Origin of the sequence: Aestuariimicrobium kwangyangense DSM 21549 (genome assembly GCF_000421525.1) — a bacterium.
Classification (GTDB): Bacteria; Actinomycetota; Actinomycetes; order Propionibacteriales; family Propionibacteriaceae; genus Aestuariimicrobium; species Aestuariimicrobium kwangyangense.
Window position 1 is genome coordinate 1,433,686 of sequence record NZ_ATXE01000001.1, and the last position, 15,138, is coordinate 1,448,823.

General features: G+C 68.2%; 18 protein-coding genes, 1 tRNA gene and 1 riboswitch. Of the genes, 15 read left to right on the forward strand and 4 right to left on the reverse strand.

Translation table 11 applies throughout. The features are described 5' to 3' along the window. Positions 1-264 precede the first annotated feature (264 nt). Positions 265-349: transfer RNA gene (locus tag H507_RS0106395), tRNA-Leu, on the reverse strand. 112 nt (positions 350-461) lie between these two features. On the opposite strand from H507_RS0106395, the gene H507_RS0106400 reads away from it, so the two are divergent. Beyond that, on the forward strand, positions 462-1,823 hold the full coding sequence (locus H507_RS0106400) for a M20/M25/M40 family metallo-hydrolase (protein WP_022909899.1): 1,362 nt from the start codon (positions 462-464) through the stop codon (positions 1,821-1,823). A gap of 26 nt (positions 1,824-1,849) precedes the next feature. Here H507_RS0106400 and H507_RS0106405 read toward each other — a convergent pair whose 3' ends face one another. After that, positions 1,850-2,818: an aldo/keto reductase gene (locus H507_RS0106405; protein ID WP_022909900.1), complete on the reverse strand. Its 969-nt coding sequence runs from the start codon at positions 2,816-2,818 to the stop codon at positions 1,850-1,852. Positions 2,819-2,866: 48 nt separating this feature from the next. Between H507_RS0106405 and H507_RS15205 the strand changes: the two genes are divergently transcribed. The 4 genes from H507_RS15205 to H507_RS0106425 all read left to right on the forward strand — a co-directional run bounded on the left by H507_RS15205 (position 2,867) and on the right by H507_RS0106425 (position 6,149). Beyond that, the gene (locus H507_RS15205; protein WP_022909901.1) at positions 2,867-3,628 is read left to right on the forward strand and encodes an MSMEG_4193 family putative phosphomutase; all 762 of its coding nucleotides are present in this window, start codon (positions 2,867-2,869) and stop codon (positions 3,626-3,628) included. After that, the gene (locus H507_RS0106415; RefSeq protein ID WP_022909902.1) at positions 3,625-4,167 is read left to right on the forward strand and encodes a DUF3090 family protein; all 543 of its coding nucleotides are present in this window, start codon (positions 3,625-3,627) and stop codon (positions 4,165-4,167) included. The genes H507_RS15205 and H507_RS0106415 overlap by 4 nt, the downstream gene beginning before the upstream one ends. A gap of 7 nt (positions 4,168-4,174) precedes the next feature. Then, positions 4,175-5,008, forward strand: a complete 834-nt coding sequence (locus H507_RS0106420) for an SCO1664 family protein (RefSeq protein WP_022909903.1) — start codon at positions 4,175-4,177, stop codon at positions 5,006-5,008. Between the two features lie 85 nt (positions 5,009-5,093). After that, positions 5,094-6,149, forward strand: coding sequence for a hypothetical protein (locus H507_RS0106425; RefSeq protein ID WP_022909904.1), 1,056 nt, complete (start codon positions 5,094-5,096; stop codon positions 6,147-6,149). On the opposite strand, the gene H507_RS0106430 is transcribed toward H507_RS0106425, so the two are convergent. After that, positions 6,133-6,984 (reverse strand): serine protein kinase RIO, encoded by an 852-nt coding sequence (locus tag H507_RS0106430; protein ID WP_022909905.1) that lies wholly within the window; start codon positions 6,982-6,984, stop codon positions 6,133-6,135. The genes H507_RS0106425 and H507_RS0106430 overlap by 17 nt on opposite strands. A gap of 337 nt (positions 6,985-7,321) precedes the next feature. On the opposite strand from H507_RS0106430, the gene mshC reads away from it, so the two are divergent. The 5 genes from mshC to H507_RS15215 all read left to right on the forward strand — a co-directional run bounded on the left by mshC (position 7,322) and on the right by H507_RS15215 (position 11,327). Beyond that, positions 7,322-8,578, forward strand: coding sequence for a cysteine--1-D-myo-inosityl 2-amino-2-deoxy-alpha-D-glucopyranoside ligase (mshC, locus tag H507_RS0106435; RefSeq protein ID WP_022909906.1), 1,257 nt, complete (start codon positions 7,322-7,324; stop codon positions 8,576-8,578). 129 nt (positions 8,579-8,707) lie between these two features. Then, positions 8,708-8,843: riboswitch (FMN riboswitch) on the forward strand. 76 nt (positions 8,844-8,919) lie between these two features. Then, complete coding sequence (gene pnuC, locus H507_RS15210; RefSeq protein WP_022909907.1) at positions 8,920-9,633, forward strand: nicotinamide riboside transporter PnuC; 714 nt, start codon at positions 8,920-8,922, stop codon at positions 9,631-9,633. Between the two features lie 67 nt (positions 9,634-9,700). Next, the gene (locus H507_RS0106445; RefSeq protein WP_022909908.1) at positions 9,701-9,967 is read left to right on the forward strand and encodes a phosphoribosyl-ATP diphosphatase; all 267 of its coding nucleotides are present in this window, start codon (positions 9,701-9,703) and stop codon (positions 9,965-9,967) included. Between the two features lie 8 nt (positions 9,968-9,975). After that, positions 9,976-10,845, forward strand: coding sequence for an ATP phosphoribosyltransferase (gene hisG / locus H507_RS0106450; RefSeq protein ID WP_022909909.1), 870 nt, complete (start codon positions 9,976-9,978; stop codon positions 10,843-10,845). Between the two features lie 11 nt (positions 10,846-10,856). Further along, positions 10,857-11,327, forward strand: coding sequence for a PH domain-containing protein (locus H507_RS15215; protein ID WP_022909910.1), 471 nt, complete (start codon positions 10,857-10,859; stop codon positions 11,325-11,327). 54 nt (positions 11,328-11,381) lie between these two features. Here H507_RS15215 and H507_RS0106460 read toward each other — a convergent pair whose 3' ends face one another. Continuing rightward, entirely contained in the window at positions 11,382-11,885 is a 504-nt protein-coding gene (locus H507_RS0106460) for a hypothetical protein (protein ID WP_022909911.1), read from the reverse strand. Positions 11,886-12,012: 127 nt separating this feature from the next. On the opposite strand from H507_RS0106460, the gene H507_RS15220 reads away from it, so the two are divergent. The 5 genes from H507_RS15220 to H507_RS0106485 all read left to right on the forward strand — a co-directional run bounded on the left by H507_RS15220 (position 12,013) and on the right by H507_RS0106485 (position 15,050). Continuing rightward, the gene (locus H507_RS15220) at positions 12,013-12,555 is read left to right on the forward strand and encodes an SseB family protein (protein WP_022909912.1); all 543 of its coding nucleotides are present in this window, start codon (positions 12,013-12,015) and stop codon (positions 12,553-12,555) included. Between the two features lie 250 nt (positions 12,556-12,805). After that, positions 12,806-13,465 (forward strand): translation initiation factor IF-3, encoded by a 660-nt coding sequence (infC, locus tag H507_RS17660; protein ID WP_040437967.1) that lies wholly within the window; start codon positions 12,806-12,808, stop codon positions 13,463-13,465. Positions 13,466-13,555: 90 nt separating this feature from the next. Continuing rightward, positions 13,556-13,768 carry a large ribosomal subunit protein bL35 gene (locus tag H507_RS0106475; protein WP_022909914.1) on the forward strand — a complete coding sequence of 71 codons (213 nt, stop codon included), beginning with the start codon at positions 13,556-13,558 and terminating at the stop codon, positions 13,766-13,768. A gap of 60 nt (positions 13,769-13,828) precedes the next feature. Beyond that, positions 13,829-14,197: a 50S ribosomal protein L20 gene (rplT, locus tag H507_RS0106480; RefSeq protein WP_022909915.1), complete on the forward strand. Its 369-nt coding sequence runs from the start codon at positions 13,829-13,831 to the stop codon at positions 14,195-14,197. Between the two features lie 16 nt (positions 14,198-14,213). Further along, positions 14,214-15,050 carry a TrmH family RNA methyltransferase gene (locus tag H507_RS0106485; RefSeq protein WP_022909916.1) on the forward strand — a complete coding sequence of 279 codons (837 nt, stop codon included), beginning with the start codon at positions 14,214-14,216 and terminating at the stop codon, positions 15,048-15,050. Positions 15,051-15,138 lie beyond the last annotated feature (88 nt).

Sequence of the window (15,138 nt, forward strand, 5' to 3'; positions counted from 1 at the left end):
CCTCGTGCCGCTCACCTGCCCTGCCCTTGGACGGGGGCAAGCGCACGGAATCAGGGCAACTGGCACGGAACGGAGGCAGGCGCGCGGAATGAGGGCAGCTGGTCCAGGACGGCGGCAAGCGCACCGAAGGAGGGCAAGTGGCACCGAATGAGGGCAACCGCCCCGCGATGGCGGCAAGTGCGCCGGCCGGCCTCCGCCTCGAAAAGGGCCCACGAACAAGAAGTCCCGGGACATCAATCGATGTCCCGGGACTTCTCACCAGTGTGTCCGAGAGAGGACTTGAACCTCCATGCCCTTAACGGGCACTAGCACCTCAAGCTAGCGCGTCTACCTATTCCGCCACCCGGACTCCACTGCCCGGTCGCCCGGACAGCCCTTGAACAATAGCACCAGCCGCACGGCACCAGAAATCGAGTCGCGCCGACTGGGCGACCCCGCCGCGACTTGGCAGGATGAGTCACATGACCAGCCGTCAGCCCTCGTCCCAGACCCCTCCCGTGCAGACCGAGAACGCCTCACGCAGGCCGGACGCGGAGGTGGTTGACATCTGTCGCGACCTGATCACCCACGACACCACCAACTACGGTGCCGGGGAGTCCAAGGGCGAGCGCGAGTGCGCAGAACGGGTGGCCGAGTACTTGGCGGAGGTCGGCATCTCGTCCGAACTGATCGAGACCGAACCCCGCCGCAGCACGCTGGTCGCGCACTGGGAACCCGAGGGAACCGACAGTTCCGTCCCACCACTGCTGATCCACTGTCACACCGACGTCGTGCCGGCAGTGGCCGGCGACTGGTCCGTGGATCCGTTCGCGGCCGAGGTCAAGGACGACATGCTGTGGGGACGCGGAGCTGTCGACATGAAGGACTTCGACGCCATGCTGCTCTCGGTGGTGCGATCGAGGGTGCGCGAGGGACGTGCCCCACGTCGTCCGATCCGGATGGTGTTCTTCGCCGACGAGGAGGCCGGGGGAGAGCTCGGTTCCCACACCCTCGCCCGCACCCGTCCCGAACTGTTCAACGACTGCACCGACGCCATCAGCGAGGTGGGCGGGTTCTCGCTGACCGTCCGCGAAGACCTGCGCCTGTACCTGGTGCAGACCGCCGAGAAGGGGCTCGTCTGGTTGAAGTTGATTGCCGAGGGCCGCGCCGGCCACGGGTCGATGCGCAACCACGAGAACGCCATCACCGAACTCGCCGGCGCCCTGCACCGGATCGGTACCCACCGATGGCCCGACCGCCTGCACCCGGCCCAGAAGGCCTTCCTGGCCGAGGTCGAGGACGCCTTCGGCATCGAGGTCGACAACGACGACGTCGAACAGACCCTGGAACGACTGGGTTCGATCAGCCGCATGATCGGCGCCACCATGCACAACACCGTGAACCCCACCATGATCGAGGGCGGCTACAAGGCCAACGTCATTCCCGGACGAGCGGAGGCCCAGCTCGACGGGCGCTTCATCCCGGGGTTCGAGCAGGAATTGATCGACACCGTCCGAGAGTTGGCCGGACCGACCATCCAGGTGGAGACGACCGTGCGACGCCGAGCAGTCGAGACGGAGTTCGCCGGCGGCCTGGTTGAGGCCATGCGGTGGAGTCTGAGTCAGGAGGACCCGCACGCCAGGGCCGTCCCCTACCTGCTGAGCGCGGGTACCGACGCGAAGGGCTTCGAGGGCATGGACATCAACTGCTTCGGGTTCGCCCCGCTCCGCCTCCCCCCGGAGTTGGACTTCACCGCGCTGTTCCACGGGGTGGACGAGCGGGTGCCGCTCGAGTCACTGGAGTTCGGCGCCCGAGTGCTCGACCACTTCCTCGACCGAGCCTGAGCCTCCGCCGGCCCGCCTTCCCTGACCTACGAGAGATGACGGGCGACGTTCGGGCCACCGGAGATGTCGTCGAGGGCTGCGGTGATCTCACCGGGAAGACGCTGGCCCACCACCCCCATCAGCTCGTCCAGGTGGGCGACCGATCGCGGGCCGACCAGCGCCGACGCCACCCCGGGTGCGTCGCGGGTCCACAGCAGCGCGACCTGGGCAGGTGAGAGTTCGAGCCCTTGGGCCGCGGTGGCCACCGCATCGGTGATGGCACGCGGTTTCGGCTCGAGATACGGCTCGACGAACCAGGAGAAGTGGTCCAGGGCCCCACGTGACCCTCGCGGCACACCGGTGCGGTACTTGCCGGTGAGCACCCCCCGGCCGATCGCCGACCACGCCAGCACGCCCAGTCCGAGCGCCTGAGCCGCCGGCACCACCTCGACCTCAGCCCGGCGGGCCAACAGGGAGTACTCGACCTGCGCCGACACCAGTGCCGCCCGACCCGGCACCGCTCGCTGCCAGGTGGCTGCCTGGGCGGTCTGCCAGCCGACGAAGTTCGACACCCCCACATATCGGGCCATCCCCTTGCTGACGGCTTGGTCGAGGGCCTCCAAGGTCTCCTCCAGCGGGGCATCGCCCCACGCGTGCACCTGCCAGAGGTCGACGTGGTCGGTGTGCAGACGCCGCAGCGAGGCTGCGAGGTCGGTGAGCATGGTGCGTCGCGAGGTGTCCACCACGCGGCGACCGTCGTGGAGGCCGAAGCCGGCCTTGGTGGCGATCACCAGGTCGTCTCGGCGCAGGTCGGTGTGGATCGACTTGCCGATGATCTTCTCGGCGATCCCCTGGCCATAGGCGGGGGCAGTGTCGACGAGCGTGCCGCCGGCGTCCACGAAGCCGCGAAGCAGGTGGCGCCCCACTTCGGGCGAGGTGTCACGCCCCCACGTCATCGTGCCGAGGCCGACGGTCGAGACCTTCAGTCCCGACGCGCCGACGTGGCGTTCCTCCATGCCCTTCACGCACGACACCCTAGCCACCGGCTGGGTAGTGTCGCCCCCATGAGCACTCTGGTCGTGGTCCGCCACGGACGAAGCACGTCCAACGCTGCGGGCACGCTGGCGGGGCGCACCCCTGGCATCGTCCTCGACGAGGTCGGCCATCAGCAGGCCGCCACGCTGGGTGAGCGGCTGGCAGGGGTGAGGCTCGCCGCCGTCGTGTGCAGTCCTCTGGAGCGCTGCCAGCAGACCGCCAGCCGCGCTCTCGACATCGCGGGCATCAGCATCGAGGTCTCCACCGACGAGCGGGTGCAGGAGACCGACTACGGGCATTGGTCGGGCCGTCTGCTCAAGGACCTCGCGAAGGAACCCGCGTGGCGCACCGTGCAGACCGCTCCCAGCCAGGCCCAGTTCCCCGGCGGTGAACGCATGCTCGAGGTGCGTGAACGGGTGGTCGACGCGGTGCTCGACTGGAATGCGCGTCTGCCGGTCGACGCAGTCTGGCTGTTGGTCAGCCACGGCGACCCGATCAGCGGGCTGCTGACTTGGGCGCTGGGGATGGACTATGACCGGGTGCAGTCCCTCATGGTCGACCCCGCGTCCGCCTCGATCATCCACCTGCCGCCTCCCGGTGCCGAGGCCGGTAGTCCGCAGGCCATCGTCCGGGTGGCGACGGTCAACTCGGTTGCCGGGCCGATCGGGGCTTTCGTCCGCACCCCTGACGCGGCGGGTGGTCAGGTCGGTGGGGGAGTGGGTGCCACCGGTGGCGCCCCCGTGGGCAATGACCCGACCGATTCCGACGCATCTTCTACAGTGGCCCCATGAGTCGGTCCACCTTCAGCTTCCACGACCCCGACCGTTTCGTCTCGGGCACCATCGGCCAGCCGGGCCAGCGCGCCTTCTACCTGCAGGCCCGCGAGGGCAACCGCATTGTCAGCGTGTTGTGCGAGAAGGAACAGGTGCAGGTGTTGGCCGAGCACCTCGAACGGATCCTCGACGAGCTGACCAAGCTGGTCGACCAGCCTCAGCAGGTCGCGGCTCCCGTGACCGTCGCCGACGACCTGGACCCGCTGGACCAACCCTTGGACGAGGAGTTCCGGGTGGGCTCGATGTCGCTCGCGTGGGACTCGGGACGGCAGAAGATCGCCATCGAACTGTTCAGTGTCGATGACGAGGACGAGTCCGGTGACTCCGTCGACGTGAGGCTCAGCACGGGGCAGGCGCGTCAGTTCGTCGCCCGGTCGAAGGCACTGGTCGAGTCGGGCCGGCCCGCGTGCCCCTTCTGCCTGCAGCCGATCAACCCCGACGGTCACATCTGCCCGCGGGCCAACGGGTACCGGCGGCCGTTGTTCGCTCGCGAATGAGCCACAGGTGACTGAGCAGTCGAGCGCTCCCTCCGAGGACGACGAGGAGGAGTTCGACCTCGTCCAGCCCCCGGGCTTCAGCCACGACCTGGCCGAACCGCCACGCGGCGAACTCGTCGTGACCGGGCGGTTGGTGCGGGCGTCCAATGCGACCTTCCTGGTCGCGGACGAGGCGAACCGCAAGTGGGTCTACAAGCCCGTGCGCGGGGAGGCGCCCTTGGCCGACTTCCCGATCGGCACCCTGGGCCAGCGGGAGATCGCCGCCCATGACCTCTCCCGAGCCGTGGGGTACGACTGCGTACCCTTCACCTGTCGCGCCGATGGACCGTTCGGGCCCGGATCGGTGCAGCACTGGGTCGATGACGCCATCGACGACCTGGCCGCGCTCGTGCTGGTCGACGACGTGCCGGCCGACTGGTTCGGCATGCTCGTGGGCGCGGACGAGAGTGACCGCGACATCGCCCTGGTGCACGCGAACCATCCGCGGCTGCGCCGGCTGGCCCTCTTCGACCTGGTCACCAACAACGCCGACCGCAAGGGGGGCCACATCCTGCACCGGCCCGCGAGTGACCAGGTGCTGGGCGTCGATCACGGGCTGACGTTCAATGCCGACCCGAAGCTGCGCACCATCCTGTGGGGCTGGGCCTCTGAGCCCTTCACCAGCGATGAGCAGCACCTGCTGCAGCGCACCCTCGAGCTGGCCGAGGACGTCGTCGGGCCCTGGCTCGCCGACGACGAGATCGACGCCCTCCACGAGCGCGTCACCGAGGCCCTCGTCCGCGGCACCTTCCCGGAACCACGCGACGAGGGCTGGCGCACGATCCCCTGGCCCCCCATCTGAACCCTCGCCGGTGCAGGTTCGCGGAAACCTTCCCCCGGCGGGCCACCGGTCGTAGCGTTGGAGCATTCCGACAAGGGGGTGGGTCATGCCAGGGGTGGTCAGGTCCGATTCGCGGCTGGCGGTGGTCGAGGTCGACGGGGTGCAGGTCGGCATCACCGATTCGGTGACGGGGGGTGCGTTGTCGAGCATGATCGTCGGTCTGCCAGGTCCCGGCGACACCATCAACCAGCACGTCTCGCACCCGCTCTACGAACCCCTCTCCTGGACGATGGGCGCAGCCCTCGACTCCGGTCTGCCCGACTGGATCATGGCAGCGGTGAACCAGCGCACCGTTCCCTCGCGCGGGTCGCTGTCTTTTCGTTCGACCGCCGGTGAGGAGGCGCAACGTCTGGAGTGGGGAGAGCTGACCGAACTGCACGTGGCCTTCCCCCTGTTGGACGCCACTCGATCCGAGCGGGGAGTGGTGACGGCAACCCTGCACGCCGGTCGCCTGCACCGCACCGCGGGCTCGGCCGCCGCCAGCGCCACCCCCAAGGAGGGTCGGCAGCCACAGTGGTTGGTCAACAACTTCAGGCTGACGATCGGCGGGCTCGACTGCTCCCGGGTGAGCCGGGTGCAGCTGCCAGAGGTGGTGGTGACCATCCCGTCGACAGCCGTCGGTGAACGTCGCGAACCCACGGGTGCCGTCGCATCGAGGGTCGGCAACCTGAGTCTGCAGCTGGAGGATGCAACCGGGTTCTTCGCCTGGTACGAGGACGTGGTTCAGGGGGGCAACAACGGAACCGCCGGCGAGCGGTCCGGACGGTTGGAGTGCTTGGCCCCCGATCTCAAGCAGGTGTTGTTCTCGGTCGAGTTGACCGGCCTGGGGATCATGCGGATCGCCCCGCAGTGGACCGCGACCTCGGGGAAGCCCTCCACCACGGAGGTCGACCTGTACTGCGAGGGACTGCTGGTCAAGGCCCCCACCGCGAAGCAGGACTCGGCCGACCGCGAATCGCTGACGGACGACTCCCGGACCAGCGCAGACCCAGCGGCTGGCGCGGGCACCAGCACCACACCAGTCATCGAGACACCCCTGCGGAACCGGCCACCGATCGGACGAACGATCCCCGACCTTCCGCCGTTCACCAGGCCGAGCTGACGGCTTCCGCGAACCACTCCTGGGGATCCTCGGTGTGACCTCGGCGGGTGAACCAGTCGCACAGGTTGGTGCAGTCGCGCAGCAGCCATTCGTGGGCCTGGGGATGCACCACCAACTCGACTGCTTGGGGCACGTCGATGACCACCAGTCGTCCCTCGTGCACCAGCGTGTTGTAGGGCGACAGGTCGCCGTGCACCCAGCCGAGTTCCGCCAGCCGGACGACCACCCGACGAGCCTGCCCAGCCAGATCGGCCAACTCGGCGGGGTCGGGTGAGGTCTGCACCAGGCGGGGCGCAGCCTGCTGCGCAGGGGCGTCACCGATGAACTCCATCAGCAGTTCTGTCCCGGTCACCTGCACGGGGTACGGCACCGGTAGCCCCGCCGACCAGAAGGTCGACAGCAGGTCGAACTCGCGACGCGCCCATTCGACGACGGCGACCTCCCGACCGAGGTCGGTCCCCTTGCGCTTGGCGCGGCCCTCACGCGTGTTGCGCGTGCGTACGCCCGCCAGGTAGGTGTCGAACCCGCCGAACGAGCGATGGTCGTGGGACCGGTACCGCTTGGCCACCAGCATGGACCACTCGCCGACAGCGCCGGTGCGCTCGGCGGGCACCAGTGCACGCTCGATCAGGTGGGCGTCGGCCTCCTTGCCGGTCTTGAGCACGCCGAGTTCGGTGTCACGGGCGGCCTCGTGCTGCACCACCCAGGCGGGCTGTGGTGGGGGGCCCTGGGTGACCCCGATGTCTGGCCACGTCGACCATCGTTGGTTCTCGTCGAGTTCGGTGGCACCGAAGGTGAGATCGACTGTCGACCAGTCGAAGGAAGAGGGGTTCAAGGCAGGTCTCCTGAAGAGTCGGAGGTCTGTCAGGCAGAACCCCCGAGGACGAAACGGGTGTGGGCATGCAGCCGTCCATGTGCCATGACGTCCTCCTTCCAGTGGGCCCGCTCCGTGGCGGGATCTCGATGCGCTCACCGTAAGCCCTCGTGTGGTCGTCCCGCATTCGCTTTTTGGTGCGGTCCCCGGGGCGGGGTGGGCAATGACCCTGAACCGGGGGCTCACCGGGCCCCCGAGCACAGCTCTGGACCGTGCCTGTTCGCTCCCGGCTGATGCGCCGCGTGGACGGCTGGACGGGCGAGGTGTCGGTGCCGGAGCCACAGCTAGGCTGACCGCCATGCAGGCTTGGACTCGTCCCTTCGTCCCCCGCGTCACGGTCGAGACCGATGACGCCCCCTCGCGACTGAGGGTGCATGACACCGCCCGTGAGGAGCTGGTCGAGGTGGGCCCGGTCGACGGCACGGCTCGCATGTACGTCTGCGGAATCACCCCCTACGACGCCACCCACCTCGGTCATGCGAACACCTACCTGACCTTTGACCTGATGAACCGGGTCTGGCGCGACCTCGGTCTCGCGGTGAACTACACCCAGAACGTCACCGATGTCGACGAACCGCTGCTGGAGCGGGCCGAGCAGACGGGAGTGCGCTGGCAGGACCTCGCCCTCGACCAGACCGACCTGTTCCGCAGTGACATGGAGGCGCTGAGGGTGATCCCGCCTGACCACTACATCGGGGCCGTCGAGTCAGTCCCGTCGGTGCTGGGCTTGCTCGAGTCGATGCTGCCGAGCGGGGCCGTCTACCAGGTCGACGACCCTGAGCACCCGGACTGGTACTTCGACGTGTCGACCGCTCCCGGCTTCGGGTCGATCAGTCACCTCGACCACGACGCACAGCTCAAGAAGTTCGTCGAGATGGGCGGGGACCCCGATCGGGAGGGCAAGCGCAACCCGCTCGACTGTCTGGTCTGGCGCCTCCATCGCAACGGCGAACCCCACTGGGAGTCGACGGCGCTCGGTGAGGGACGACCCGGCTGGCACATCGAGTGCAGCGCCATCGCCCTGGGCCATCTCGGGCCACATTTCGACGTGCAGGGGGGCGGGTCCGACCTCGCCTTCCCCCATCACGAGATGTGCGCCGCCCAGGCGCGGGTCGCCTCCGGCGAACCCCTCGCCGATGCCTTCGTCCACTCCGGCATGGTCGCCCTGGACGGCGAGAAGATGTCGAAGTCGAAGGGCAACCTCGAACTTGTCTCACGCCTGCGCGCGAACGGTGCCGAACCGACCGCCATCCGGGTCGCGCTCCTCGACCACCACTACCGCTCCGACTGGGAGTGGACCGACACCCAACTCGAAGCCGCCGAGCAGCGACTGGCCACCTGGCGTCAGGCAGTGTCGCGGGCGGAAGGTTCCGCGCCGGTCGAGGCGCTCGTCAAGGGCCTTCGGACCAGCCTCCGCGACGACCTCGACGCACCGGCGGCGTTGGTCGTGGTGGACGACTGGGCCCGACGCACGCTGGCCGGTGAGGGTGCCGACGACCCGGAGCAGGCCGTCGCGGCGATCGACGCGCTGCTGGGCGTCTCGTTGACAGCCTGAGCGGAACAGGGCTTCCGGCGCCGGGCTGGTGAATCCCTTGGCGTGGCTGGCCGTCCACCGAGGGAACAAAGTTCGGCGGCATGTCGTTGGGAGTGCCAGAATCCATTGGTCGCCGACAGGCGACGCAGCACAGTGTTCCGGGGTCGGTGAAAGTCCGAGCCGGCGGTGACAGTCCGCGACCCGAGGCCGTTGGGAGACCAACGCCGAGGTTGAACTGGTGGAACTCCAGTACCGACGGTGAAAGTCCGGATGGGAGGAACACGAGGTCAGCTGGCGCGCTCCGCGTGCCTGCCTGTCCTTCTCGCCCCGGTGCATCGCTGCAACCGCGCGAAAGGACACCCATGTTCGACCTCCTCACCCGGTTGCTGGATGCTCAACTCGACCTCGGTCTCGGCAAGCCCATCCTGTGGCGCGAGATCATCGGCAACGGTTTCGGCCTGGCGTCGGCAGTGCTCGGCATGCGCCGCAGGGTCTCCGCCTGGCCGATCGGCATCCTCGGCAACGTCATCCTGTTCACCGTCTTCCTGGGCGGTGTCTTCCACACCCCGCAGAACCTCGACCTGTGGGGGCAGGCCGGACGCCAGGTCTTCTTCCTGATCACCTCGGTCTACGGCTGGATCACCTGGGCCGCCTACCGCCGGCGACACGAGGACGAAGGGGTGGGCGTCCAGCCTCGGTGGGCTGGCAAGTGGGGGCTGCTGCAGCTGGGCGTCGGGGGTGTGGTCATCTTCGTGGCCAGCTTCTACGTGCTCCGGGCACTCGGCTCGTGGGGTCCCGCAGCAGATGCGTGGATCCTGACCGGCAGCATCCTCGCGACCTACGGCATGGCCCGGGGCTGGAACGAGTTCTGGCTGATCTGGATCGCGGTCGACATCGTGGGCGTACCCCTGCTGTGGAAGGCCCAGTACTACCCGAGCGCGCTCATGTACGTCATCTACGGAGCGTTCGTACTCTGGGGGTTCGTCACGTGGCTGCAGGTCCAGCGGCGCAACCGTGCCGTGGAAGCGGACGCAGCGCACGACCAGAGCCCGAGCGGGGTCAGCGTCAGCCTCTGATCCTCGCGGGTCTCACCACGATGCGCGGGGTGGGGGCACTGTCCCCACCCCGGTAGTCTTGCTCCACGTGAGCAAGTCCTTCGAAGAGCTCTACGCCGAGCTGAGTCACACCGCCGCCACCCGCCCCCAGGGATCGGGCACCGTCCAGCGACTGGATGCGGGCGTGCATGCCATCGGCAAGAAGGTGGTCGAAGAGGCCGCCGAGGTCTGGATGGCCGCTGAGTACCAGTCCAAGGACGAGGCCGCCGAAGAGATCAGCCAGCTGCTGTACCACCTGCAGGTGATGATGATCGCTCTCGACCTCTCCCTCGAAGACGTCTACAAGCACCTGTGAGGACTGACATGACTGACGAATCGGGTGCGCCGCTGCTGCGGATCGCGGTCCCCAACAAGGGGTCACTGTCCGAGTCCGCGATCCAGATGCTGCGTGAGGCCGGGTATCGCACCCGTGCCGACACCAAGGAACTGGTGCTGCTCGACGAGCAGAACCAGGTGGAGTTCTATTACCTTCGTCCCCGCGACATCGCCGTCTACGTGGGGGAGGGAACCCTCGATCTGGGCATCACCGGACGCGACATGCTGACTGACTCCCGAGCTTCCGCCAAAGAGATCATGGGTCTGGGCTTCGGCCGCAGCCGTTTCCGTTTCGCCGCTCCCGGCGGCGCGGACTGGCAGGTGGGTGACCTCGAGGGCACCCGGATCGCGACCTCCTACCCGGGCCTGGTCGAGGCCTACCTGGCCGAGCGTGGAGTGACGGCTCGCCTGATCAAGCTGGACGGGGCGGTCGAGTCGTCGATCCGGTTGGGAGTCGCCGACGCCATCGCAGACGTGGTCGAGACAGGGACGACGCTGCGCAAGGCCGGCCTCGAACTGTTCGGCGAGCCCATCTGCATCTCCGAGGGCATCCTCATCGAGAGGGTCGGGCTCGAACACAACGCACTGGTCGAGCAGGTGCTCCGACGGTTGTCCGGCGTGTTGGTCGCCCGTGACTACGTGCTGGTCGACTACGACGTGGCCGCCGAGCACCTCGACGCGGCCTGTGCCATCACCCCGGGGCTGGAGGGTCCGACCGTTTCGGCCCTGGCCAAGCCGGGATGGAGCGCCGTCCGCTCGTTGGTGCCCAAGGCGCAGGCCCAGCGGTTGATGGACGAACTGTGGCAGGTCGGGGCGCGAGCCATCCTGATCACCGAACTGTCGGCCTGCCGGCTGTGAGGGGTGCTGACGTGAGCGAGCGCCTGCAACCCGGCGAGAAGCGGGTCTTCCGTTCACTTCCCGTGATGCGGACCGCCATCAGCCTGTCGGTGCTGCTGGTCGGTGCCTCGCTGTTCGGTTGGTTCATGCTCGACCCACGCGTGCGAGCGCAGTTCACCGTGCCGCAGATCGCCACCCTGCTGTTCTTCGTGGCGCTGATGGTTGGGCTGATGATGACCGTCGGCCTGTCGTCGGCCGTGGCCACCACGGAGGGTCTGAAGGTACGCAACGTGGTGAGCACCCGTCGCTACGGCTGGGACGAGCTCGAAGGAGTCAGCATCGGGTCAGGCGACGCCTGGGCCTACCTCACCCTGGCTCCTTCCCAGGACCAACCCGAGGGAGAGACCAGCATGCTGCTGGCCATCCAGCGGGCCGAAGGGGTCGAGGCGTCGGTGGAGAGGGTGCGGGAACTCCGCGAACTGATCGAGGCCAACCGCTCCTGAGTGGCGCCCCCGTGGTCTCGCCGGTCGTCCCGGTGGGTCAGGCGGTGGGCCGGATCACTCGATCCCGCGCTTCTTCAGCAGCGCCTCGATCTCGGCCATCTCGTCATCCACCGGAGCCGAACTGCGCCGCTGCTGGGGCACCGGAGCAGCCGCCTGACCGGCCGACCCACGCGCGGCAACCGCCTTGGTCGGCCCCGCGCCCTTGACGCCCGCCGAGGGACGACGGGACTGGCGGACCTGCTTGGCCTCCTGCCGGGTACGGGGGTTCAGTCGTCCGCCCGCGATGAACATCAGCACGGCCACCGCAAGGACGCCGAGCCCGATCATCATGGCGAGCGTCATGGTGGCGTGCTGGAAGTACTGGCCCACGGCCTGGGCGCCGATGACCACCGGGCGCATGGCGCCCGTGACCAGCAGTCCCACGGGAACCAGGGCGAACGCCGACCAGCGCAGCACCGGGCGCGGCCCCAACCCGCGCAGGTGGGAGTAGACCGCCCCGCCGACACAGAGCAGGCTGAGCACGACTGTCGCGATGACGGTCCAGGTGAAGATGTCCATGTCGCAAGCGTGTCACACGCAGCCATCCACCCCGACGCCGTTGGCATGAGCCACGGGGCGAATCAGGGCTGTTCCGGGGAACCGCGCGACGACGGTGCGGTCGGGTGGGGGGCCTAGGCTGCTCGTCATGAAGCAACTCTCCCAGCCCAACGCGGCCTGGCTCGACGACGACGGCCGTGCCGACCCGTGGCTGCGTGGACGACTGGCCGAATCCGACGGCAGGCTGGGATACCTGAGGGCCGTGGCGGCGCTGGGGGGTGCCCGGCTGCTGTTGCCGATCGTGGCGTCCGGAGACGAGTCGATGGACGGACCGGACCCCGATCGTCACGCCGAGATGGCGGCAGTCACCCTCGACCACCCCGAGCTGGGCCGGGCCCTGGTCGCCTTCTCGGGAATGGACGCCCTGCAGGCCTGGAACCGCGCTGCGCGTCCGGTTCCGTGCACCCTCGACGACCTCGCTGCCACGGTTGCCGAGGCCGGGGCCACGCTGCTGGTGATCGACCCCGCAGGCCCCCATCCCGTCACCGTGCTGGACGATGTGGTCGCCGAACTCGCCCGCGGTCGAAGGCTGGTCGAACTGGACGACGGAACCTTCGGCTGGGCCTTCGTCGAGACCGACAACGGCGCTGCCCGGACGGGAACGGCCGATTCGGCCAACAGCCGTCCATGAGCTAACATGGGACATCGGTGATCGGTCCACGTCGACGATCCAAGCAAGTGGAGGCCTGACCTCCCACCCGCCTCGAATCCAGGTTCGACGGGTCGGCACCCGCAGTGGGGTGGAGGAACGCACACGCGTTCTCGTCCACCCAGTCTGCATCGTCAGGCCTTCGCATGCGCGGAGGCCTTTTTCGTCGGCCGAGCACCCGTCAATCAACCTTGGAGGACACATCAGCACCGAACCCCGCATCAATGAGCGGATCCGCGTTCCGGAGGTCCGCTTGGTCGGCCCTGCCGGCGAGCAGGTCGGAATCGTGCGCATGGAGCAGGCGCTCCAACTTGCGCGCGAGCACGACCTCGACGTGGTCGAGGTCGCGCCGCAGGCTCGCCCGCCCGTGGTCAAGCTCATGGACTACGGCAAGTTCAAGTACGAGAACGCCCAGAAGGCTCGTGAGACACGTCGTAACCAGACGAACACGGTCATCAAGGAGATGAAGCTCCGTCCCAAGATCGACCAGCACGACTACGACACCAAGAAGGGCCACGTCGTCCGCTTCCTCAAGGCAGGCGACAAGGTGAAGATCACCATCATGTTCCGCGGACGCGAGCAGTCGCGCCCCGAACTGGGTGTCAACCTGCTGCAGCGACTGGCCGAGGACGTGGCCGAGTTCGGCTACGTCGAGTCCTCGCCGAAGCTGGACGGCCGCAACATGCTCATGGTGTTGGGCCCGACCCGCAAGAAGACGGAAGCCCGCGCCGACGTCAAGGCCGAACGTGACCGCCGCATGGCCGAGCGTCAGGCTGGTCACGACGCCGAGCGCGAGCTCGAGGCCGAGTTGCGCGCAGCACACCAGGCCCAGCCCACCCCGAAGAAGAAGCGGGGGCCGGCGGACAACCTGGACCCCGACATCGACGTCTGAGTCGATCCACCACAGACCTCTGACGGGAAACCGTCAGGACCCGGACCGGGCCTGCCCCGATCCGGCCACCACATGAAGGAGAGCGGCGAAATGCCCAAGAACAAGACGCACTCGGGAACCAAGAAGCGCTTCAAGGTCACCGGTTCCGGCAAGCTCATGCGCCTGCAGGCCGGCCGCAAGTCCGGCGCTGCGTTCGCCTCGGCGCCCACCACCGGGAGCCGCAACAAGCACCGCCAGAAGAGCGGGCTGGTCGAGGTCTCGGCCGCCGACCTCAAGACCATCAAGAAGCTGCTGGGTCGCTGACCCTTCCCTGATCCACCCCTTCCCGAAGCACCCCCTTCCTGATCCACGAGGAGAAACACCATGGCACGCACCAAGCGTTCTGTGAATGCGCAGAAGAAGCGTCGCGAGGTACTGGAGCTCGCATCCGGTTACCGAGGACAGCGCTCGCGCCTGTACCGCAAGGCCAAGGAGCAGCTGCTCCACTCGGCCACCTACGCCTACCGTGACCGCCGCGCCAAGAAGGGCGACTTCCGCTCGCTGTGGATCCAGCGGATCAACGCCGCGTGCCGCGCCGAGGGCATGACCTACAACCGTTTCATCAACGGGCTGAAGAACGGTGGCATCGAGGTCGACCGCAAGATCCTCGCCGAACTGGCCGTCAACGACGCTGCGACCTTCACGGCGCTCGTCCAGGTGGCCAAGGACAACCAGCCGGTTGCCGCGGCCTGAGTCTGGCCCCGTCGACGTGACTGACGACAGCTTCGAGCCGGTCGCAGCCCTTCCCCTGGTCTCCAGGGGACAGCTGCGGTCGGCTCGTCAGCTTCTGCAGCGTCGCGGACGAGACGAGTCCGGGCGATTCCTGGTCGAGGGCACCCAGGCCGTGCGGGAAGCTCTCAAGCGTCCCGAGATCGTCGAGGCGGTCATCGTCGACGACCCGGCGCGCCACGCCGAACTGCTGTCGATGGCGAACCCCGACCTGTGCTGGGCCGCGACCCCGTCCGACATCGCCCAACTGGCCGACACCGTGACCAGCCAGGGCATCTTCGCGATCTGCCGACAGCTGGAGTCCAGCTGGGACGACGTCCCCGCGCCGAGACTGGTGGTCATCTGCTCACAGGTGCGTGACCCCGGCAATGCCGGCACGGTCATCCGTTGTGCCGACGCCTTCGGTGCCGACCTGGTCGTGCTGACCAAGGGTTCGGTCGAACTGCACAACCCCAAGACGGTGCGTGCCTCCGTCGGGTCGATCTTCCACCTGCCCGTCGTCACAGGGGTGACCCTCGACGAGGCCGTGGCCCACCTTCGAGCGCACGGCATGGAGGTGCTCGCCGCCGATGGTGGCGGCGCCTCACTCGACCAGGTGGAGCACTCCGGGGGTCTCAGCGGGCCCACGGCCTGGATCCTGGGCAATGAGGCCTGGGGGCTGCCGGAGAGTGACCGCGCGTTGGCCGACCACGTGGTCGGGGTACCCATGTGGGGCCAGGCCGAGTCACTCAACCTCTCGACCGCCGCCGCCGTGTGCCTGTACGCCACCGCCAGCGCCCAAAGGGCTGCTCTGGACGAGCCCGGCGCCTCGTCCTGAGGCTGCTGCACCCGTCACCGGGCCCACAGCTGCGCGGGGGCGTCGACTGCTAGAGTCAGCCGCATGCGTGGACTGCGATTTCGGTGCC

Bases quoted from the DNA above. Each gene is read 5' to 3' on its own strand.
- H507_RS15220 (WP_022909912.1), top strand. From the start codon at position 12,013: ATGAAGCAACTCTCCCAGCCCAACGCGGCCTGGCTCGACGACGACGGC.
- H507_RS15205 (WP_022909901.1), top strand. From the start codon at position 2,867: ATGAGCACTCTGGTCGTGGTCCGCCACGGACGAAGCACGTCCAACGCT.
- H507_RS0106400 (WP_022909899.1), top strand. From the start codon at position 462: ATGACCAGCCGTCAGCCCTCGTCCCAGACCCCTCCCGTGCAGACCGAG.
- rplT (WP_022909915.1), top strand. From the start codon at position 13,829: ATGGCACGCACCAAGCGTTCTGTGAATGCGCAGAAGAAGCGTCGCGAG.
- H507_RS0106405 (WP_022909900.1), bottom strand. From the start codon at position 2,818: ATGGAGGAACGCCACGTCGGCGCGTCGGGACTGAAGGTCTCGACCGTC.
- H507_RS0106415 (WP_022909902.1), top strand. From the start codon at position 3,625: ATGAGTCGGTCCACCTTCAGCTTCCACGACCCCGACCGTTTCGTCTCG.
- mshC (WP_022909906.1), top strand. From the start codon at position 7,322: ATGCAGGCTTGGACTCGTCCCTTCGTCCCCCGCGTCACGGTCGAGACC.
- H507_RS0106475 (WP_022909914.1), top strand. From the start codon at position 13,556: ATGCCCAAGAACAAGACGCACTCGGGAACCAAGAAGCGCTTCAAGGTC.
- hisG (WP_022909909.1), top strand. From the start codon at position 9,976: ATGACTGACGAATCGGGTGCGCCGCTGCTGCGGATCGCGGTCCCCAAC.
- H507_RS0106425 (WP_022909904.1), top strand. From the start codon at position 5,094: ATGCCAGGGGTGGTCAGGTCCGATTCGCGGCTGGCGGTGGTCGAGGTC.
- pnuC (WP_022909907.1), top strand. From the start codon at position 8,920: ATGTTCGACCTCCTCACCCGGTTGCTGGATGCTCAACTCGACCTCGGT.
- H507_RS0106460 (WP_022909911.1), bottom strand. From the start codon at position 11,885: ATGGACATCTTCACCTGGACCGTCATCGCGACAGTCGTGCTCAGCCTG.